At 64.6% G+C, this 18,747-nt stretch carries 19 protein-coding genes; 11 read left to right on the forward strand and 8 right to left on the reverse strand.

The window, feature by feature from the left end; translation table 11 throughout:
• The first annotated feature begins 45 nt into the window (after positions 1-45).
• Genes glyA through ribBA form a run of 5 tightly spaced genes read left to right on the forward strand, consistent with a single transcriptional unit; the run spans position 46 to position 4,787 of the window.
• Complete coding sequence (glyA, locus tag DKW65_RS01960; RefSeq protein ID WP_111655675.1) at positions 46-1,296, forward strand: serine hydroxymethyltransferase; 1,251 nt, start codon at positions 46-48, stop codon at positions 1,294-1,296.
• A gap of 30 nt (positions 1,297-1,326) precedes the next feature.
• Complete coding sequence (gene nrdR / locus DKW65_RS01965) at positions 1,327-1,827, forward strand: transcriptional regulator NrdR (RefSeq protein ID WP_111655676.1); 501 nt, start codon at positions 1,327-1,329, stop codon at positions 1,825-1,827.
• 41 nt (positions 1,828-1,868) lie between these two features.
• Positions 1,869-2,990: a bifunctional diaminohydroxyphosphoribosylaminopyrimidine deaminase/5-amino-6-(5-phosphoribosylamino)uracil reductase RibD gene (ribD, locus tag DKW65_RS01970; RefSeq protein WP_111655677.1), complete on the forward strand. Its 1,122-nt coding sequence runs from the start codon at positions 1,869-1,871 to the stop codon at positions 2,988-2,990.
• 17 nt (positions 2,991-3,007) lie between these two features.
• Positions 3,008-3,679 (forward strand): riboflavin synthase, encoded by a 672-nt coding sequence (locus DKW65_RS01975; protein WP_111655678.1) that lies wholly within the window; start codon positions 3,008-3,010, stop codon positions 3,677-3,679.
• 4 nt (positions 3,680-3,683) lie between these two features.
• Positions 3,684-4,787, forward strand: a complete 1,104-nt coding sequence (gene ribBA, locus DKW65_RS01980) for a bifunctional 3,4-dihydroxy-2-butanone-4-phosphate synthase/GTP cyclohydrolase II (protein ID WP_111655679.1) — start codon at positions 3,684-3,686, stop codon at positions 4,785-4,787.
• Positions 4,788-4,798: 11 nt separating this feature from the next.
• On the opposite strand, the gene DKW65_RS01985 is transcribed toward ribBA, so the two are convergent.
• The 3 genes from DKW65_RS01985 to DKW65_RS01995 form a co-directional block, all read right to left on the reverse strand.
• Complete coding sequence (locus DKW65_RS01985; RefSeq protein WP_111655680.1) at positions 4,799-6,994, reverse strand: Lcl C-terminal domain-containing protein; 2,196 nt, start codon at positions 6,992-6,994, stop codon at positions 4,799-4,801.
• A 129-nt stretch (positions 6,995-7,123) separates the two neighbouring features.
• Complete coding sequence (locus DKW65_RS01990) at positions 7,124-7,903, reverse strand: hypothetical protein (RefSeq protein WP_162925649.1); 780 nt, start codon at positions 7,901-7,903, stop codon at positions 7,124-7,126.
• A 110-nt stretch (positions 7,904-8,013) separates the two neighbouring features.
• The gene (locus tag DKW65_RS01995) at positions 8,014-8,718 is read right to left on the reverse strand and encodes a hypothetical protein (RefSeq protein ID WP_111655682.1); all 705 of its coding nucleotides are present in this window, start codon (positions 8,716-8,718) and stop codon (positions 8,014-8,016) included.
• A gap of 210 nt (positions 8,719-8,928) precedes the next feature.
• Between DKW65_RS01995 and ribH the strand changes: the two genes are divergently transcribed.
• From ribH to DKW65_RS02020, 5 genes are all read left to right on the forward strand, one after another.
• Positions 8,929-9,399 (forward strand): 6,7-dimethyl-8-ribityllumazine synthase, encoded by a 471-nt coding sequence (gene ribH, locus DKW65_RS02000; RefSeq protein ID WP_111655683.1) that lies wholly within the window; start codon positions 8,929-8,931, stop codon positions 9,397-9,399.
• A 1-nt stretch (position 9,400) separates the two neighbouring features.
• Positions 9,401-9,841 carry a transcription antitermination factor NusB gene (nusB, locus tag DKW65_RS02005; RefSeq protein ID WP_111655684.1) on the forward strand — a complete coding sequence of 147 codons (441 nt, stop codon included), beginning with the start codon at positions 9,401-9,403 and terminating at the stop codon, positions 9,839-9,841.
• 33 nt (positions 9,842-9,874) lie between these two features.
• A complete protein-coding gene (gene thiL, locus DKW65_RS02010; protein WP_111655685.1) occupies positions 9,875-10,798 on the forward strand; it encodes a thiamine-phosphate kinase in 924 nt (307 codons plus the stop codon).
• Between the two features lie 12 nt (positions 10,799-10,810).
• A complete protein-coding gene (locus tag DKW65_RS02015; RefSeq protein ID WP_111655686.1) occupies positions 10,811-11,311 on the forward strand; it encodes a phosphatidylglycerophosphatase A family protein in 501 nt (166 codons plus the stop codon).
• A gap of 112 nt (positions 11,312-11,423) precedes the next feature.
• Entirely contained in the window at positions 11,424-12,695 is a 1,272-nt protein-coding gene (locus tag DKW65_RS02020; RefSeq protein WP_162925650.1) for a GGDEF domain-containing protein, read from the forward strand.
• On the opposite strand, the gene dxs is transcribed toward DKW65_RS02020, so the two are convergent.
• From dxs to DKW65_RS02040, 4 genes are all read right to left on the reverse strand, one after another.
• Positions 12,671-14,596, reverse strand: a complete 1,926-nt coding sequence (gene dxs, locus DKW65_RS02025) for a 1-deoxy-D-xylulose-5-phosphate synthase (RefSeq protein ID WP_111655688.1) — start codon at positions 14,594-14,596, stop codon at positions 12,671-12,673. The two genes, DKW65_RS02020 and dxs, sit on opposite strands and share 25 nt — an antisense overlap.
• Positions 14,597-14,628: 32 nt before the next feature.
• Positions 14,629-15,540, reverse strand: coding sequence for a polyprenyl synthetase family protein (locus DKW65_RS02030; protein ID WP_342767578.1), 912 nt, complete (start codon positions 15,538-15,540; stop codon positions 14,629-14,631).
• On the reverse strand, positions 15,527-15,790 hold the full coding sequence (locus DKW65_RS02035; RefSeq protein ID WP_111655690.1) for an exodeoxyribonuclease VII small subunit: 264 nt from the start codon (positions 15,788-15,790) through the stop codon (positions 15,527-15,529). Before DKW65_RS02035 ends, DKW65_RS02030 begins: the two co-directional genes overlap by 14 nt.
• A 226-nt stretch (positions 15,791-16,016) precedes the next feature.
• Positions 16,017-16,466: an acyl-CoA thioesterase gene (locus DKW65_RS02040; RefSeq protein ID WP_111655691.1), complete on the reverse strand. Its 450-nt coding sequence runs from the start codon at positions 16,464-16,466 to the stop codon at positions 16,017-16,019.
• A gap of 21 nt (positions 16,467-16,487) precedes the next feature.
• On the opposite strand from DKW65_RS02040, the gene DKW65_RS02045 reads away from it, so the two are divergent.
• The gene (locus DKW65_RS02045) at positions 16,488-17,426 is read left to right on the forward strand and encodes a tRNA dihydrouridine synthase (protein WP_211315722.1); all 939 of its coding nucleotides are present in this window, start codon (positions 16,488-16,490) and stop codon (positions 17,424-17,426) included.
• 42 nt (positions 17,427-17,468) lie between these two features.
• On the opposite strand, the gene DKW65_RS02050 is transcribed toward DKW65_RS02045, so the two are convergent.
• A complete protein-coding gene (locus DKW65_RS02050) occupies positions 17,469-18,713 on the reverse strand; it encodes a hypothetical protein (protein ID WP_111655693.1) in 1,245 nt (414 codons plus the stop codon).
• Positions 18,714-18,747 lie beyond the last annotated feature (34 nt).

The raw sequence follows: 18,747 nt of genomic DNA on the forward strand, positions 1-18,747 counted from the left end.
TATGCGCTCCTCGAAACCCACCTCAAGCGACTTCAAGGGCCCCACATGTTCGGCAAAGACATGACCATCGCGGAATTTGATCCGGAACTCCAGCGCGCCATCGACGGCGAAGTTGAGCGTCAGGAAGCGCATATCGAACTGATTGCCTCCGAAAACTATGCCTCGCCCCGGGTCATCGAAGCCCAGGGCACGCTGCTGACCAACAAATACGCAGAAGGGTATCCCGGCAAGCGCTACTACGGCGGCTGCGAGTTTGTGGATCAGGTCGAGCAGATGGCCATTGACCGGGCCTGCGAACTGTTTGGCGCCTCCTTCGCCAACGTTCAGCCGCACTCCGGCTCCCAGGCGAATGGTGCGGTGTTCCTGGGGCTGCTGCAGCCGGGCGATACCGTGCTCGGCATGAGTCTGGCCCATGGGGGCCACCTGACCCACGGTGCCAAACCGAATTTCTCGGGCAAGACCTACAACGCTGTGCAGTATGGTCTGAACCCGGATACCGGCCTGATCGACTATGACGAGGTCGAGGCGCTGGCGGTGGAGCACAAGCCGAAGATGATCATTGCCGGTTTCTCGGCCTACTCCCAGAAGCTGGACTTTCCGCGTTTCCGGGCGATTGCTGACAAGGTCGGTGCCATCCTGATGGTGGACATGGCGCATGTGGCCGGTCTGGTGGCGGCAGGGGCTTACCCGAACCCGGTCCCCTACGCGGACGTGGTGACCACGACGACCCACAAGACCCTGCGTGGCCCCCGTGGCGGCCTGGTGCTGACCAACGACGAAGACATTGCCAAGAAGATCAACTCGGCCGTGTTCCCGGGTGGCCAGGGTGGCCCGCTGATGCACGTCATTGCCGCCAAGGCCGTGTGCTTCAAGGAAGCCATGGGCGAGGACTTCAAGACGTATCAGCAGCAGGTGGTCAGGAACGCCCAGGCGATGGCGCAGGTGTTTGTGGATCGCGGTTTCGATGTCGTCTCCGGCGGTACCGAGAACCACCTGTTCCTGCTCAGCCTGATCAAGCAGGACATTACCGGCAAGGATGCGGACGCTGCCCTGGGCCGTGCCCACATCACCGTGAACAAGAACGCGGTGCCCAATGATCCGCGTTCGCCCTTTGTCACCTCCGGCCTGCGCATCGGCACCCCGGCCATCACCACGCGCGGCTTCAGCGAAGGCGACTGCCGTGAACTGGCGGGCTGGATCTGCGACATTCTCGACAACATGGACGACGAGTCCGTGATTGATCGGGTGCGCGGCCAGGTGGCTGAAATCTGCAAGCGTCTGCCGGTATACGGCTGAACGCACCGCCCCTGGTGACCGGAGGTTCCCATGCATTGTCCTTTCTGCGGCGCAGAGGAAACCAAGGTCATCGATTCGCGCCTGGTCGCCGATGGCGGCCAGGTGCGTCGCCGTCGCCAGTGCCTGAGCTGTGACGAGCGCTTTACCACCTTTGAAACCGCCGAGCTGGTGATGCCAAGGGTGATCAAGTCCGACGGTACCCGTGAACCCTTCAACGAGGCCAAGCTGCGCGCGGGCATGTTGCGTGCGCTGGAAAAGCGGCCGGTGGCGATGGAAGCGCTGGAGGCGTCGATCACCCGTATCGGCCATCGTCTGCGTGCCACGGGCGAGCGGGAACTGCCTGCCCGGGAACTGGGGGAGCTGGTGATGGAAGAGCTGCGTCAGCTGGATGACGTGGCCTATGTGCGGTTTGCATCGGTGTACCGCAGCTTTCAGGATATCTCCGATTTTCGTGCCGAGGTGGAACGGCTGGAAAAGGCGGGCCGTGCCGGCAAGGCGCCCCGCGCTCCGGCCGGCAAGCGCGGCAGCTGAGGTCTGCCGGGCACCGTCTGTCTCTGATCCGAGGCCCTCTTATGTCCGACCTTTCTGATCGTCAGTACATGACACAGGCCCTGCGCCTGGCGCGACAGGGACGCTACACCACCGACCCCAATCCGCGCGTGGGCTGTGTGCTGGTGCGTGACGGGCAGGTGGTCGGCTCCGGCTGGCATGTCCGTGCGGGCGAACCCCATGCCGAGCGGCATGCGCTGGCCGAGGCGGGCGATGCGGCGCGCGGCGCCACCTGTTATGTGACGCTGGAGCCGTGCTCGCACACCGGGCGTACCGGCCCGTGTGCCGATGCCCTGATCGAGGCGGGCGTGGCGCGCGTGGTGGCCGCCATGCAGGATCCGAATCCGCAGGTGGCAGGGCAAGGGTTGACCCGATTGCGTGAGGCGGGAGTTCAGGTGGAATGCGGCCTGCTGGAGGCCGAAGCGCGGGCGCTGAACCCGGGCTTTATCCGCCGTATGGAGACGGGCCGCCCCTGTGTGCGGATCAAGCTGGCGGCCAGCCTGGACGGGCGCACCGCCATGGCCTCGGGCGAGTCGCAATGGATCACCGGCCCGGCGGCGCGCGAAGACGTGCAGCAGTTGCGGGCGGCGAGCAGTGCCATTGTCACCGGTGTCGGCACGGTGCTGGCGGATGCCCCTGCCCTGACCGTGCGCCCGGAAAGCTGGGTGCAGGCGAGCTATCCCGCTTTGCCGGTGCGGCAACCCCTGCGGGTGGTGGCGGATCGGCAGCTGCGCACGCCGGCGGATGCCCCGGTGGTGATCGGGCCGGGTAGTGCCTTGCTGCTGTGCTCGCCGGAGGCTGCAGGGGGTGCCCGGGTCGATGCGTTGCGGCGCGCCGGGGCCGAAGTGCTGGGCGGCGACTGGGATGCCAGGGCCATTGCCCTTGAACTGGGCCGCCGCGGCTGCAATGACATACTGGTGGAAGCCGGGCCGACCCTGGCGGGCGCCTTTCTGGCCGCTGGCTGTGCCGATGAACTGATCGTGTACATGGCCCCGATGTTGCTTGGCGATGCCGCCCGGCCGCTGCTGCACCTGCCGGGTCTGGCGACCATGGCCGACAAGATATCCCTGACGCTGGTGGACCTTCGCCAGGTGGGCGCTGATCTGCGCCTGACCCTGCGGCCGACCAGCGCCGACGCACGCTGATAGCGCGGAGAAGACCTATGTTTACCGGCATTATCGAAGCAAAAGGTGAAGTGCTGGCGCTGACCCCGAAGGGGGGGGACGTGACCTTGCGGCTGGACACCGGGGGGCTTGATCTCGGTGACGTGCAGCTCGGCGATTCCATCGCCGTCAACGGTGTCTGCCTGACGGTCACCAGCCTGCCGGGCAATGGCTTTACTGCAGACGTGTCACTGGAGACCCTGGACAAGACCTCCCTCGGCGCACTGAAGACCGGTTCGCCGGTGAACCTGGAAAAAGCGCTGACCCCCAGCACGCGGCTGGGTGGCCATCTGGTGTCCGGCCACGTGGATGGCGTCGGCAAGGTGGTGGCCATGCGCCCGGATGGCCGTTCCACACGCATCGACATCGAAGCGCCCGCCGGTCTGGCGCGCTATATCGCCCAGAAGGGCTCGATCACCGTGGACGGCATCAGCCTGACGGTGAACGGCGTGGACGGCGCGGTCTTCTCGCTGAACATCATCCCGCATACCCAGGACATGACCACCATCGGCATCTGGAAGGTGGGCACGCGCGTGAATCTGGAAGTTGATATCATTGCCCGCTATCTCGAGCGGCTGCTGCTGGGTGAGCGTGCCGCTGAGCCCGGCGTTGGCACTGACCACGGCATCACGCTGGGCTTTCTGGCCGAGCACGGTTTTCTGAAAAGGTGATTGCATGAAGCTCAATACAGTCCAGGAACTGATCGACGACATCCGTGCCGGACGCATGGTCATTCTCATGGACGATGAGGATCGGGAGAACGAAGGCGACCTGGTCATGGCCGCCGAGCATGTCACCCCCGAGGCGATCAATTTCATGATCCGTCATGCGCGCGGCCTGGTGTGCATGCCCATGAGCCGCCAGCGTTGTGAGCAGCTCGGCCTGCCCTTGATGGTGCAGCGCAACAGCTCCGGTTTCGGTACCAAGTTTACGGTGTCGATCGAAGCCGCCACCGGCGTCAGCACCGGCATTTCACCGGCGGATAGGGCGCGGACCATTCTGGCTGCCGCCGCCCGCGATGCCAGACCCGAAGACATCGTGCAGCCGGGGCATATCTTCCCGCTTATGGCGGAGCCGGGCGGTGTGTTGCACCGTGCCGGGCACACCGAAGCCTCCTGCGATCTGGCGGTGCTGGCCGGTTGCGAGCCCATCGGCGTGATCTGCGAGATCATCAATGAAGATGGCAGCATGGCGCGGCGTCCGGATCTGGAGGTGTTTGCCGAGCAGCATGACCTCAAGATCGGCACCATCGCCGACTTGATCGAATACCGCATGCTCAACGAAAAGACCGTGGAAAAGGTCAGCGAACATATGCTGCCCACCTGGTACGGCGACTTCCGCCTGATCGCCTTCCGCGACACCGTGGACGACATGACCCACGTGGCGCTGGTGAAAGGTGAGCCCACGCCGGAGCAGGTGACCACGGTGCGCGTGCATCAGGTGGACCCGCTGCGCGACCTGATGAGCGCGCAGATCGATGGCAAGACCGGCTGGAACATGCACCGTGTGCTGGAGGAATTGTCTGGCAGTGAGGCCGGGGTCGTCATCATCCTGGGACAGGATTATGTGTCCAACCACATGCAGTCGATGATCGATACCTTCTTCGCCGGGAAGCGTCGGCCACCGCAGGGCGGCAGCCAGGCTTACCGCAATATCGGCACCGGTTCGCAGATCCTGCGCGAACTGGGCGTGCGCCGCATGCGCCTGCTCAGCTCACCGATGAAGTTCAACGCGCTGTCCGGTTTCGACCTGGAGATCGTCGAGTACGTCGAGCCCTGACCGGATATGCCCTAGCGCACGCGTACCCTGACCTCAGCCCATGCGTATTTGAGGCAGTGGTTGGGGTTCTCGTAACTGCAGGCGCCGCTGTTGCCGTTGTCATGTGTCTCGATGCGGAGCAGGTAGTCGCCCTGGCCGGGGGATTCGCTGAAGATCGTGATGGCCTGCAGGAAGCTGGAGGTTGGGGGCAGTGTGCCGAGGTAGCGGTAGTGGTACCCGGGCACCACGGTTTGCAGGTTGCTCATGGCCGGTATCAGCAGCCGGGTCGTGTCTTCCGGATCGCAACCGCCTTCGGCCAGGCAGATAAATTCCACCTCGGTAAACAACCCTCCCGTCCCGGCGTCAGGGTCCTCGATGCCGATGCCTGGCGGGAACACCAACTGACCGGAGGGGGTCACCTCGTATTCACAGTCGAGCCGGGTGTAGCTTGTGGCCACACAGGTGAGGAGGCTCTGCGTCGTGGGCATCAGCCGAGGCGGCTGATTGATGTCGTAGAGCCTGAACTGGTGCTGCACCGGGGGAGACGCCAGCGCGATGTCATCGGCGCTGGTAAAGCGCAACGCCAGGGCGCCCACCTGGGTGCCGGTGGCGCTGGCGGCCAGTTCGGCGTCCGGTGTCCAGCGTGCCTCCCAGGTGTATTCCAGGGCACCATCACTGTTGTAGGGCAACCCGTCCGGCAGCGGCAGGGACAGCGGTAACGCGTCGCAGTCCACGGCCGTACTGTGGCCCTGATGCAGTATCTCGACGGTCACGGTGCCGTCAGTCAGCCCGGCCTCACAGGCCGTGACCTCCGCAAGGCCCAGTGCCGCCCCCGGGCCGATGGCTCGCGCGGTAAACAGATAGGATTCGCTCTGACCGGGCTGGTAGGCGGCGGTCTCCCCGGGCGCGCCCGCCCGCAGTACCAGGGTGTCGCTGCGCGGCGGTGCCAGTCGGGGCGAGCCACCACGAACCCGTAATGAATAGGCGCTGTCGCTGCGTGTGGCGAGTTGGTGCTGGCCGTCCAGTGCGTTCATCTGCCAGGCGTCGGATGACGGGGCAGGGGAGGCGGACCACAGCGGTGCGCCCGGTGCGCCCGGGAACAGCAGCGGTGACAGTGCGGGATCGTAGGCGCAGGTATCGTGTAGCGAGGCCAGTTCGCGAATGTTGGGCAGGCGCCAGTCATCGAAACCGGCATGCGTGTCTGCCTGCGCCTGTTGCAGCGACGTTGCCCAATCCTGCGGCGTGGCCGCGCCCTCTGTGCAATCTTCGCCGGACAGGCCGGTCACGCAGCGTTGCCACATCAGGCCTGTCATCAGATCCACCACGGTGCCGGGGTGTGATGTGTCATAGCGCTGCGGTGGCGTGCTGCTTGGCAGGCCGTCCGCGCAATGCGCCCGGCTTTGTGTGTCTTCGCTGGTCAGGGGCGTGCCTCGGACCAGGCGCAGGGATTGCCCGCTGTCAGGCGACTCCGGACCTGGCAGGGCTGTGTTCATGTCCAGTGTCCAGATGTGATCGCCGCGGGCGTCCGCCGTATTGCTCCACAGGGGGGCGGAGGCGGCATCAGGAAAAAAAGGCATGTCCTGCCATGGCGTTTCCTGTCGCCCGTAATGCACCAGGCTCTGGAGATCATGAAGTCCGGGGAGGCGCCAGTCGTGAAAGCCGCACAGCCCCTCGGCGTTCACCGCGTCCACGTAGGCTTCGGCAGTGCAGGGTTGATCGCCCAGGCTGGCGCCGCACAGGCTGGTGTCGCCCGGGGTGGATACGCTGTAGCGATGGTCGACGAAGCGCGGGCTCAGTTCGCTGGCGTCCTTGAGTTCCCACATCAGGCCGGTGACGTTGTCACGGGTGCAGCCCCACTGCTGCGGGAGGTCACCGCGCAGCGGCTGTGACGGGCAGTCGCCTTCGCCCTCCGGATCACCGTTGTTGCACAGGCGCGAGTAATCGAAGCCAGCCGCCCCGGCACCCGCCTTTTCCAGCGCCTCGTCGGCATCGCGACCGAAGTCGGCGTCTTGACCCGGCGGCTCATTGCCCAGGCATGGGGCGTGGTTGCCGGTATCGGCTGCGCCGCAGAACTGGATGCCGGTGTCGTTGAGTGGGCGAAAATCGATGCCGGGAGGCAGGATGTCATGGCTGGATGATGAGCTGCCGCCGCAGCCCGCCAGGCCTGAGGCAACGCAGGCGGCCAAAGCCAGCCCGGGCAGTTGACGCCGTGAGTAGATGGTATCCATGCCCCCCCCGATGAAAAAATCTACCGGTGTCTTGAGTATGATTTTAGGGGGAGTGGGCGCGTGGCGTATGTCCCCCGACCAGGGGACATACGCTGCCGACACGCCGACGGCATGACGCCGATTTCGAAGCTACTGTTGCGTCATGCCAAGCGCTTCGAGGAACTGCTCCATCGAGTAGAAATGGTGCCAGTGACCGTTCAGATCAACGCTCAGCACTGCGGGTGATACCGCATCGGTGCCAAAGTAGAAGCGATACTTCTCGCCGCCTCGGGCATCCACGACCATGCCTGATTCCGGCATCTCATCCGGCAGCCACTCGCGAGGCTTCATATCGTTGCCACGAAGGGATTTCAGGTAAAGGTTGGCGATTCGGAGTCGCAGTTGATGCTGATCCTGGATCTCCTCGCCGGACATGGATACAGGGTGTGAGAGGGCCGTCGCTGACGCCCACGATTCTGCGGTCAGCGAGTAACTGGAGACGGGGTCCCAGCCCACCAGGCCGATATAGTATCGGCCCGGATCCAGGCCTTCTTCGGCCTCGCAGACGCCATCCTGGCCGGGTTCTGCCCAGTCATAGCAGTCTTCATCATCATTATCGTACATGGCCCAGTCCGGAAAACGCTGCTCGCTGAGCAGCATTTCGACATCACCGGATGAGACCGACAGTGTAATTCTTGCAGCATCGTGCTCAGCCGGTAAATCATAGTAGTAATAACGCCACTGATCTTCCCGGATGGTGCCGCTGGCGGCTTGTCCGCTGATCAGCGCAGTGCCTTTCTCGCCGCCTCCACCACTACTTCCACCACAGGCGGCAAGCAAAGCCGTCAGTAATGCGATTCCCGCACAACCCATGATGTTCCTGGTTTTCTTCGCCCCCGCGTTTTTTTTCATGAAGCTATCCTCGCTCATTGCTTTTTATCCTTGCGCATTTGTTATTGTGAGTGCCGGGTAGTATACCCCCGACTGAATGGTAGCGTGCCGGGTCTGGCGCTGTACATTGTCCGGGGTATTGGATCGCGTCACTGCATTCGCAGGGTTGCCAGTACGTCTTTCAGACGGGCTTCGCTCTCCTCGTCGAAGAAACTCAGCACGATGACGATGGCGTAGCCGTCGCGGAGCAATGCCAGATAGCGCTGCTTCACCAGCTGGGGACCGAACATCGCTTGCGCCTCGAAATAGTCGAATTCGGTGCCGTTGACCTCGTGCTGGCCGCACTGCTCATCAATCTCGTAATTCACTTGCATCATGCGCAGGGCCTGGCGGGCATGGGCCAGATAATCGCAGCCGCTGGCGATGCCGGGGGCCAGGCGGATGTTCTCGGCGGAGCCGAGGATGTTCGGGTTCAGCTTGCCCGGGGTGCCCGGCGGTACTTCGAAGAAACCAAACAGCGGCAGGGTGCTCTCCAGGGCCGAGCGGATCATGGCACGGGTGTTGTCATCACCCATCAGGGCCAGGCTCTGCTGTTGCATGGCCAGCATGTCCTCGGCGTTCTGCGAGAACCAGCCCTCGGGCTTCTCGATATGCAGGCCGAACAGGTCGTTCCGGAACAGCTGGCCGTCCTCGGAGTAGGTCAGTGCCTCGCTGGCGGAGACGGAGGGGCCTTCGCCTCGGGCTTGGGTGGTGACGTCAGCGGGGGCTTCCGTGGTGTTGGTGTCCGGGGTGGGATCGCTGCAGGCGGCGAGGGTCAGCAGGGCGGCGCAGAGCAGCAGGTTTCTTGCGATCACGGGTGGTCTCCTGATTATGCCGGGCGCCGATCTGGCCCGGTTTGGGCGCAACGATACCCGGTTGGCCCGCCGCAAACCATGCCGGGCGTAGCAAAAACCCGGCGCCGCATCGGCCTGAAAGGCAGGCATTCCGCAAGGCAAGTGGGTACAATGTGGCGCTTGCCGGTACCCGGGGCCTGGACCCCGGCCTGATTCAGACAAGGGTTGGATATGAAAGACGTGAAAGTCATCGAAGGCAACTTCACTCAGGTGGGCGGTCGTTACGGCATCGTCGTGGCGCGCTTCAACAGCTTTGTGGTGGAGTCGTTGCTGGAAGGCGCGGTGGACACGCTGCTTCGCCATGGCGTCAAGGCGCAGGACATCAATGTCATCCGGGTGCCGGGCGCCTGGGAACTGCCCGTGGCCGTCAAGCGTATCGCTGACAAGGGCGATTACGATGCCATCATCACGCTGGGCGCCGTGATTCGCGGTGGCACTGCGCATTTCGAGTATGTGGCGGGCGAAGCGGCCAAAGGTATTGCCTCGATCCAGAACAGCACCGGCGTGCCGGTGGCGTTTGGCGTCCTGACGGTGGACAGCATCGAACAGGCCATCGAGCGGGCGGGGACCAAGGCGGGTAACAAGGGCGCTGAAGCGGCCCTCTGTGCGCTGGAAATGGTCAGCTTGCTGAAAGTGCTTTGATATGACCACGACGTCATCCCCCTCGGCGCGACGCAAGGCGCGCCGTTTTGCCTTGCAGGCCCTGTACCAGTGGCAACTGGCGGGGCACCCGGTGCATGAGATCGAAGCCCAGTTCCGGGCCCAGAACGACATGAAGAAGGTGGACCTGCAGTATTTTCATGATCTGCTGCAGGGTGTGTCCGAACGACGCGAAGAGCTGGATGGCTTGATCGCGCCCGCCCTGGACCGCAAGGTGCAGGAGCTGTCCCAGGTGGAGAAGGTGATCCTGCGCCTGGGGGCCTTCGAGCTGCTGGCGCGGCTGGATGTGCCCTACCGGGTGGTGATCAATGAAGGTATCGAACTGGCCAAGCTGTTCGGTGCCGATGATTCTTTCAAGTACGTCAACGGCGTGCTCGACAAGGTGGCACGCCAGTGTCGCCAGGTGGAAATCGTCGCCCGCTGACATTCCCTGGCCCGTTTCGGGCGCGAGGCCGGCATGGATGAATTCGCCCTCATCAATCGTTTCTTCCGCACGGCGGCAAACGCCGCCGGGCCCGGCGTACGTCTGGGGCCCGGCGACGATGCCGCCCTTCTGACGCCGACCCCCGGATGCGACCTGGTGATGTCCATGGACACCCTGGTCGCAGACCGCCATTTTCCCGCGGACATGCCCGCTGCCGATGTGGGCTGGCGCAGTCTGGCCGTCAACCTGTCTGACCTCGCGGCCATGGGCGCCCGTGCACGCTGGGCATTGCTGAGCCTGAGTCTGCCGGAAGCCGATGCGGACTGGGTGGGGGGGTTTGCCCGGGGTTTTGCCAGCCTGGCCGCGTCGGTTGGCTGCACGCTGGTCGGCGGAGATACGGTGCGTGGCCCGCTGTCGATCACGGTGCAGGTCACTGGCGAGGTGCCGACGGGCCAGGCCCTGCTGCGCAGCGGCGCCCGAGCGGGCCAGCGGTTGTGTGTCGGCGGTGTGCCGGGTGAGGCAGCAGCCGGTCTGGCCGCCTGGCAGCGCGGTGAGCGCGACGGGCCGCTGGTGGCGCGCCTGGCGCGACCCCGGCCGCAGCTGGCGCTCGGCGAGCAATTGCGTGGCGTGGCCAGCGCCTGTATTGATATCTCCGATGGCCTGCTGGCGGATCTGGGGCACTTGCTGGCGGAAAGTGCCGTGCCTGGTGCCGACGTACATCTGCCGGCCCTGCCGCTTTCGACAGCCCTGGCCGCGGCCGGGGATGACGCCTCGCGCCAGGCATGGCAACTGGCGGGGGGGGATGACTACCTGTTGCTGTTTGCCCTGCCTGCGGAGCAGGTATTGCCTGCGGACTGCCATGTGATTGGCGCCTTCTCGGCCGAGCCGGGTGTGCGTGTGCTGGATGCGAGCGGGCAGCCGGTGCCCGTGGCCCGGCATGGCTGGAATCATTTTTAAAGGAGCACGAGCATGACCCCTCAGCCCCCCGCCCCGCGGCCCGATATGACCAATCCGGTGCACTTTCTCGCCTTCGGTTTTGGTAGCGGTCTGGCGCCCAAAGCGCCAGGCACCTTCGGGACCCTGGCCGCCATGCCGCTGTGGTATCTGCTCACCTTCCTGCCGCTGTGGGGGTTCCTGCTGGCGACCCTTGTGGTGATTGCGGTCGGGCCCTGGTTATGTGGGCAGACCTCACGGGATCTCGGGGTGCATGATCATGGCGGTATCGTCTGGGATGAATTTGCCGGCCTGCTGGTGACGTTCATTCCTCTGGCGATCCTGGGGGCCGCGCCGACGCTGGCTGTGGCGGTGGTCGGGTTTGCCCTGTTCCGGGTCTTTGATGTGCTCAAGCCCTGGCCGATCGGCTGGCTCGACCAGCGCGTGCATGGCGGCACCGGCATCATGGTCGATGACCTGCTGGCGGGGGTTTACGCCGGTATTCTGCTGTACGTCGCCTTGCCATGGCTGGTCTGAGCGGGGCGGGGGTATACTGACGACAACTTCCCGGGGACCAGCGCGGCCCTTGGCACGAGATGTTCCGGGGCTGAGCTTGTTTGCCGGGGTTGTCCCCGCCTGGAACCGGTTGATGGACGCAGACCCGACGCCTATTGCGGAACACACGCTTGCCCTTCAGGAGCATTCTGCGGGGCATACGGCCCGTGCCCGGCAGGTGCAGCAACTCCTGCGGGCTGGCGGGCTCCGGTTGCGCTTTCCTGCGGTGCTGGAGAGCGAGTTCCGCGCCCATCACGATGATGCGGCCCTGCGCATCTTTCGCGCCAGCCTGACCTGGCTGGCGTTGCTGTATCTGGCCATGGCCGTTTCGGCCCTGACCGTGTTGTCCGGTTCGCATACCGGTGTCTGGCCCCTCATTTTTGCCGGTTTTGCCGTCATCATGGTGATGGCCTGGGGACTGGCCTCGACCCCCCTGATGCGTAGACGCTACCAGCGCACCGTGACGACGCTGGCGGCGCTGATGATGATACTGGCCACCATCAACCCGATGCTGGAGCCGGATGAGGCGTTCCGGACCCTGCTGCACATCGGCACGGTCTTCGTGGTGGTGGTGGTCTATCTGGGGCTGAGCCTGCGCTTGCCCTATGCGTTGCTGGCGGGTTGGGGCGGCGGCTTGCCGCCACTGGGGCTGGCGGCATGGTTCGGGGCGCCCCTGGACTGGACGCTGGTGGTGCCCACCTATGTCGGCGCCAGCCTGCTGTGCATGGTGCTGTGCTTCCGTGATGAGCGGCAGCGGCGGCGGATGTTCCTGCAGGGGGAGCTGCTGCGCGAGGATCAGCGCCGTATCGAGACGCTGGCCCGCGAGCTGAGTCGTCAGGCGCTGGTGGATGGTTTGACGGGGCTGGCCAACCGGCGCCAGTTCGACCAGGCGCTCAAGCGCGAATGGGCCCGTGCCCAGCGTGAGCAGCAACCCCTGGCGCTGGTGTTTGCCGATATCGACTACTTCAAACCCTATAATGATCTGCTGGGCCACCAGGAAGGCGACGATTGTCTGCGCGTGATGGCGGGTATCTTCCGTTCCCAGGCTCGCCGGGCCACGGATCTGGCGGCGCGCTATGGCGGCGAGGAATTCGTGCTGCTGCTGCCGGGGGTGGACATGAACGGGGCCGTACAACGCGCAGAACAGCTGGCCGAGGCGGTGCGCCTGTGCCAGTTGCCGCACCCGCGTTCCGGTTGTGCGTCAGTGGTCACGCTGAGCATTGGTGTGTCGGTGATGATCCCGCAGGCTGACGATGAAAGCCCGGAGGAGCTGGTGCGCCGCGCCGATGCGGCCATGTACCGGGCCAAGGCCGAGGGCCGCAATCGGGTGGTGCAGGCGGATCAGGAGCCGATGGCGGGGGCGTGACGGCTGGCCATCTGGCGTAGCCGCGTGTCGATGCTCTGGCGAATACCGTCCGCATCCAGGCCGTACTCTGCCAGCAGGGCATCACGCTTGCCGTGGTGGATAAAGCTGTCCGGCAGCCCCAGATTGAGCACCGGGACGGTCAGTCCCTGCGCCGCCAGATACTCGTTCACTGCCGAGCCCGCCCCGGTCATGCGCTGGTGATCTTCCACCGTGACCAGCAGCGTGTGGCGGCCCGCCAGGGCGCTGATCAGCGCCTCATCCAGCGGTTTGACCCAGCGCATGTCGATCACCGTGGCATCCAGGGCGTCGCCTGCTTCCAGCGCTGCACTGACCAGGGCGCCGAAGGCCAGAATGGCGACGCCGCGGCCTTCGCGCAGCGGGCGTGCCTTGCCCGGGGGCAGCAGGGTAAAGGTGTCTTCGATTTCGGCGCCGGTGCCGGTGCCGCGCGGATAGCGCACTGCGGCGGGGCCGGGATGCTGATAGGCGGTGTACAACAGCTGCCGGCACTCGTTCTCGTCAGACGGTGCCGCGATAATCATGTTCGGCACGCAACGCAGATAGCCCAGATCGAAGACGCCGCCGTGGGTGGCGCCGTCTTCGCCCACCAGCCCGGCGCGGTCGATGCCGAAGGTCACGTCCAGATCCTGCAGGGCGACATCGTGAATCAGCTGGTCATAGGCGCGCTGCAGAAAGGTGGAATAGATGGCGACCACCGGCTTCTGGCCCTCGCAGGCCAGGCCGCCCGCCAGGGTCAGCGCATGTTGTTCGCAGATGGCGACGTCATGAAAGCGCGCCGGAAAACGCTGACTGAATTCCAGCATGCCGGAGCCTTCGCACATGGCAGGGGTGATGGCCACCAGCTTGCGGTCCTGTGAGGCCATATCGCACAGGAAGCGGCCGAACACGTCCTGATACTTGGGGCCGGCCGGCTTTGCCGGGGTGGCGGGTGCAAGCTTCTTTTTCGGTTCGATCTTGTTGATGGCATGGTAGCCCACCGGGTCGGCTTCTGCCGGGGCGAAGCCCTTGCCCTTGGTGGTATACACATGCAGCAGTTGGGGGCCTTTCAGATCGCGCAGGTTGCCCAGGGTGTCCACCAGCTCATGGATATCGTGACCGTCCATGGGGCCGATGTAGTTGAAGCCGATGGCTTCGAACAGGGCATCCGGGCTGACCATGTTCTTCATGCTTTCTTCGGTGCGGCGCATGAATTCCCAGGCCGCGGGCATCTTGGCCAGCACCTTCTTGCCGCCTTCGCGCAGGGCGATATAGCTCTTTGACGCCCAGATGCGGGCAAAATAATTGGCCAGCCCGCCCACGTTGTGCGAGATCGACATGGTGTTGTCGTTGAGGATCACCAGCAGGTTGGCGTCGGTGTGGGCGGCATGATTGAGCGCCTCGAAGGCCTGCCCTGCCGTCATGGCGCCATCCCCGATGATGGCGACAGCGCGCCGGTCCCGGTCCCCCATTTTCGCACCCAGCGCCATGCCCAGCGCCGCGCTGATGGACGTGGAGGAATGGCCGACGCCGAAGGTGTCGTATTCCGACTCTGTGCGTTTGGGAAAGCCGGACAGCCCGCCCTGTTGCCGGATTGAGGTCATGGCCTCGCGGCGCCCGGTAAGAATCTTGTGCGGGTAGGTCTGGTGCCCCACATCCCACACCAGCCGGTCATCGGGGGTCTCGAACAGGTAATGCAGGGCCACGGTCAGCTCGACCACGCCCAGCCCGGCGCCGAAATGCCCGCCCGCCTGGCCGACGGCGTAGAGCAGATAGGCGCGCAGTTCGTCCACCACCTGAGGCAGCGCCTCACGGGGCAGGGCACGCAGGTCTGCGGGGCGATTGATGCGGTCCAGCAGCGGGGTCTGCGGCCGTGTCAGCGGGATTTCGTCGAAGGTCTTCTGCATGGGGGGCATTATACCTGCCGAGGCGACGGCGGTCAGTGAGTACGTGCCACGATATAAGCGGCGAGGTCCTTGAGCAGGCGCGGATCGACCCCTTCGCCATGGGCATGGGCGTCCAGCAGGGTGCAGGCCTGATGACACAGGTCAGCGGCGCGGGCACGGCTGCCATCGATGCCCAGCAGCCCGGGAAAGGTGCTCTTGCCGTGGCGCAGATCCGAGCCGCTGGGCTTGCCCAGCTCCTCGGTGGCCGCGGTGACATCGAGAATATCGTCCTGAATCTGGAACGCCAGACCAATGGCATCGCCGTAGGCGCGCAGCGTCTGACGCAGCGGCGGCGGGGCTTCGGCGGCGATGGCGCCCAGGGCCAGCGCCGCCGTGATCAACCGGCCCGTCTTCAGATAGTGCACCCGCTCCAGCGCCGCCAGGGTCAGTGCCTGGCCATTGGCCTCCATATCCTGCATCTGCCCGGCGGCCATGCCCTCGGCACCGGCGGCCTGACTCAACTGGCGGACCATGCTGATACGCTGGTTATCGGTGTAGTCGCCGACATTGGCCAACAGCTCGAAGGCCAGCGTATGCAGCGTATCCCCGGCGAGAATGGCGGTGGCCTCATCGAAGGCAATATGGGTCGTGGGGCGGCCACGGCGCAGCGCGTCATCGTCCATGGCGGGCAGATCGTCGTGAACCAGGGAATAGGCGTGGATCAGCTCGATGACCACGGCGGGCAGGTCGGCGTCTTCCATGCGGCCACCGGCCAGCAGGCAGCTGCCGTAGACCAGTACCGGGCGAATCCGCTTGCCGCCCCCCAGGGCCGCATAGCGCATGGCGTCGGCCAGACGCGGCGCGGGGCTGTGCTGGTCGGGCAGATAGCGCAGCATCTGGGCATCCACCCGTTCCCGGCACGCCGCCATGAAGCGGGTGAGGGTACTGAAATCAGTGGTCGTCATGGTTGCCATCGTCCCCGTTGGCAGCGGTAAACGGCGCCGGGGTGGCATCTGTGCTCTGCTCCAGCAGCACGCGGACCTTCTGTTCGGCCTGTTGCAGGGCCTGCTGGCATTCGCGGGTCAGGCGCACCCCGTCCTCAAAGGCCTTGAGCGACTCTTCCAGGGACAGTTCCCCGGATTCCATGCGCTCTACCAGGGTTTCCAGGGTGCTGAGGGCGTCTTCCAGACGGGTGTGCTTCGGTTTTGCGGCCATGACAGGCTTCCGGCGGCGTCTCGGGGGCAAGGCGGGCAAACACTAAAAGAGTGTTGCGAGCGAGTCAATCGAGAGCGCAAAGTAAGTGTGCGCTTACAATCATTGCGGACATTCCAAAACGGCATAAGCCCGCGGTTTCCCGGCTCCCCCTGTGGCGCTATAGTGGGGGGCCTCGTCGGCGGCCCAGGCGTTCAGGATTCCCGAGATCTCCTAAGCCCTTCGGTATTCACGTCTGCGGCATGTCCGGCGGGGGTTCTTCATGCCCCGAATGCCCCCCCGTCACCCCATTCTCATAGTGCTTCATCAGCGCTGTGCGCACGGTGTCGGGAATCGGCACCGCCCGACGCTGCACCGGATCGAAGTTGACCAGCGTGGCCAGGCTGCGGGCCGTGTCGCGGCCATCCTGGCTCAACCGGTGGCACAGCACGAAAGAACTGTTGCCGAGGCGCCGCACGGTGGTGGTGATGGTGACCGGACTGCCGAAACGGGTTTCGCCCAGGTAGTCGATTTCAGTGCGTACCAGCGCGATGCCGCCGCGCTGCAGATCCATGTCCGGATTGAACAGACGCAGAATGGGTTCGCGCGCTTCCAGGAACCACACCGGCATGACCGTGTTGTTGATGTGGCCGAGCGCATCGGTGTCGCAAAAACGGGGATTGATGGTGTGTGTCAGCATGCGCTGAGTGTAAGGGTTAGAATGACGACAATGAAGCTGATACTTGCACCGATGGAAGGCCTGGCGGATTTCTGGATTCGTCAGGCGCTGACAGACATTGGCGGCTACGACTGGTGTGTCACCGAGTTCGTGCGCGTCAACGGCCTGCTGTTACCCCCGAAAGTATTCTATCGCTGGTGCCCGGAACTGCGCACCGGCGCGCGCACGCGCAGCGGTACCCCGGTGCATGTGCAACTGCTCGGGTCCGACCCGGCCTGTATGGCCGATAACGCCGCCCAGGCGGTCGCCCTGGGCGCGCCCGCCATTGATCTGAATTTTGGTTGCCCCGCGAAAACCGTTAACCGGCATCGAGGTGGCGCCGTGCTGCTGGATGAACCGGAACTGGTGCATCAGGTGGTGTCTGCGGTGCGTGCGGCCGTGCCAGCGTCGATTCCTGTATCCGCCAAGATGCGGTTGGGCAATCTGGATGATGCGCTGGCGCTGGAGAACGCCCGGGCGGTGGCGGCGGCGGGCGCGAGCTGGCTGACCGTGCACGGGCGCACCAAGGTGCAGGGCTATCGCCCACCGGCCTATTGGGACCGTATCGGCGCGGTACGCGAGGCGGTGTCATTGCCGGTGATTGCCAACGGTGAAATCTGGACGCCCGAAGACGCTGCGCGTTGTCAGCGTGAAAGTGGTTGCGATGCCATCATGCTGGGGCGTGGCGCTGTCAGCGATCCGTATCTGGCCCGCGCGGTGCGCTCCGGCGAGCGGGCGCAGTGGCCACAGGTGCGGGCTCAACTGGAAACCTTCATGCAAACCCTTGTCGGCACGGGCAAACCGGCTCAGGAAGCGGGTCGCGTCAAGCAATGGCTGAATTACTTGCGGCGGCAGTGGCCCGAGGCTGAGGTGCTCCATCAGCAATTGCGGCGTGAGCGGACGTTGCAGGGGATGTTTGGCCTGTTGGAGCGTTTGGTCTGATTTTGGCGGGGCTTCGTAGCACACCCTCAGCAACAAATCACTTCAGAAAGGCCAGTGCAACTGCACATTTCCCCCACCAAACGCCGCACGGTGCAACCGCAAGGTAGGATTGATCGTGAGCACAGCCCCCGTGGCCTCTTCCAGCGTGTAGCGGAACGGCAGGTTCACCTTGCCCAGCCAGCGGTTCTCTTCCTCATTGAGGGGGTCGCCCAGACCATTATCGGAAACCTGTTCCTGAATCATGCTGGTATGCCCGGCATAGATCGTGGGTTCCCAGAACCACCGCTCGCCCAACTGCTGACGAATGCCCGCGAACGCATAGGTCTCCTCGCGACTTTCTCGTCCCGAGACACCGAGATTGTCTCCAAACCAGCCTGATTCATGCAGCCGTAAATGATACAGACCGAAGGACGGCGTCAGGTGCGCGCGAGTGTGCGTCGCCATCAGTCGCACGCTGTGCATGCGTCGGCGGAAGAAATCATCGTCAGGCTCGTCGCTGCGCGTAAAGCCGAAACTGCGGCTGGTGCGCTCACCTTCCAGTCGCAGTTGCGGGCGCAAGGCGCCCAGTGCGGGCGCCGTGGCCTCGATCATGGCCCGGGTCTGGTTGCCACTGGCGTCCAGACCCAGGTCGCGATCAATGACCCGCGCGGGCGGGGAGTAAGTGATCGCGGTCTGCAGCCCCCAGCCAGGGGCACCGTAGAGGCTGCCGCCCAGACGGGTATGGGCAAAGTAGCTCACTGGCGTGTCACGGTATTCGGCATCGCGCGGCGTCTTGTCGTTGAAGTAAGCGTCCGGAAGGATTATCGCCACGCGGGCGAGGCGCCGGTCGTCCGGCTGCCACTGGGCCTCGAACTGCACATCGGTTTCTGCCTTGTCGCCGCGCACATCACCGGCAACGGCCAGCCGGTAATCGCCAAGCCGGTGTCCGAAGCCGATGATCTGCCGGTCAAAGCGGCCGTCGAAATCCTCCGAGCGTTGCATGCGCACGAAGGCTTCGTTGCGGCCATTATCATCACGCAGGGTCTTTTGCAGGAACATGTCGAGGTACAGCTCGTCGCTGCGTGAACTGCCCGCGGTACCGCTGAGGCCGTCCGCGTCGGACCAGGGTTGCTCGGAAAGCTGCCGGAAACTCAGGCGATGCAGGAAGGATTCGCTGTTGTAGTTGAACTGGCGCCCTTCGAGCAACGCATCGCGGCGCAGGGGGGCAGGCTCAGTCCAGATGTCGGCAAGCACACTTACGGGTAACAGGGTCAGCAGCCCGGTGAAGATGCGGCTCAGATGCCCCATTCCGATGGTCCTCATGCTCAGGTGGAAGCATGAG

The organism is Isoalcanivorax indicus, assembly GCF_003259185.1.
Taxonomy (GTDB): Bacteria; Pseudomonadota; Gammaproteobacteria; order Pseudomonadales; family Alcanivoracaceae; genus Isoalcanivorax; species Isoalcanivorax indicus.

What these genes read in the sequence shown, in the direction of transcription:
- glyA (WP_111655675.1), top strand. Translation starts at nt 46, where the DNA reads ATGTTCGGCAAAGACATGACCATCGCGGAATTTGATCCGGAACTCCAG.
- nrdR (WP_111655676.1), top strand. Translation starts at nt 1,327, where the DNA reads ATGCATTGTCCTTTCTGCGGCGCAGAGGAAACCAAGGTCATCGATTCG.
- ribD (WP_111655677.1), top strand. Translation starts at nt 1,869, where the DNA reads ATGTCCGACCTTTCTGATCGTCAGTACATGACACAGGCCCTGCGCCTG.
- DKW65_RS01975 (WP_111655678.1), top strand. Translation starts at nt 3,008, where the DNA reads ATGTTTACCGGCATTATCGAAGCAAAAGGTGAAGTGCTGGCGCTGACC.
- ribBA (WP_111655679.1), top strand. Translation starts at nt 3,684, where the DNA reads ATGAAGCTCAATACAGTCCAGGAACTGATCGACGACATCCGTGCCGGA.
- DKW65_RS01985 (WP_111655680.1), bottom strand. Translation starts at nt 6,994, where the DNA reads ATGGATACCATCTACTCACGGCGTCAACTGCCCGGGCTGGCTTTGGCC.
- DKW65_RS01990 (WP_162925649.1), bottom strand. Translation starts at nt 7,903, where the DNA reads ATGAGCGAGGATAGCTTCATGAAAAAAAACGCGGGGGCGAAGAAAACC.
- ribH (WP_111655683.1), top strand. Translation starts at nt 8,929, where the DNA reads ATGAAAGACGTGAAAGTCATCGAAGGCAACTTCACTCAGGTGGGCGGT.
- nusB (WP_111655684.1), top strand. Translation starts at nt 9,401, where the DNA reads ATGACCACGACGTCATCCCCCTCGGCGCGACGCAAGGCGCGCCGTTTT.
- thiL (WP_111655685.1), top strand. Translation starts at nt 9,875, where the DNA reads ATGGATGAATTCGCCCTCATCAATCGTTTCTTCCGCACGGCGGCAAAC.
- DKW65_RS02015 (WP_111655686.1), top strand. Translation starts at nt 10,811, where the DNA reads ATGACCCCTCAGCCCCCCGCCCCGCGGCCCGATATGACCAATCCGGTG.
- DKW65_RS02020 (WP_162925650.1), top strand. Translation starts at nt 11,424, where the DNA reads ATGGACGCAGACCCGACGCCTATTGCGGAACACACGCTTGCCCTTCAG.
- dxs (WP_111655688.1), bottom strand. Translation starts at nt 14,596, where the DNA reads ATGCAGAAGACCTTCGACGAAATCCCGCTGACACGGCCGCAGACCCCG.
- DKW65_RS02030 (WP_342767578.1), bottom strand. Translation starts at nt 15,540, where the DNA reads ATGACGACCACTGATTTCAGTACCCTCACCCGCTTCATGGCGGCGTGC.
- DKW65_RS02035 (WP_111655690.1), bottom strand. Translation starts at nt 15,790, where the DNA reads ATGGCCGCAAAACCGAAGCACACCCGTCTGGAAGACGCCCTCAGCACC.
- DKW65_RS02040 (WP_111655691.1), bottom strand. Translation starts at nt 16,466, where the DNA reads ATGCTGACACACACCATCAATCCCCGTTTTTGCGACACCGATGCGCTC.
- DKW65_RS02045 (WP_211315722.1), top strand. Translation starts at nt 16,488, where the DNA reads ATGACGACAATGAAGCTGATACTTGCACCGATGGAAGGCCTGGCGGAT.
- DKW65_RS02050 (WP_111655693.1), bottom strand. Translation starts at nt 18,713, where the DNA reads ATGGGGCATCTGAGCCGCATCTTCACCGGGCTGCTGACCCTGTTACCC.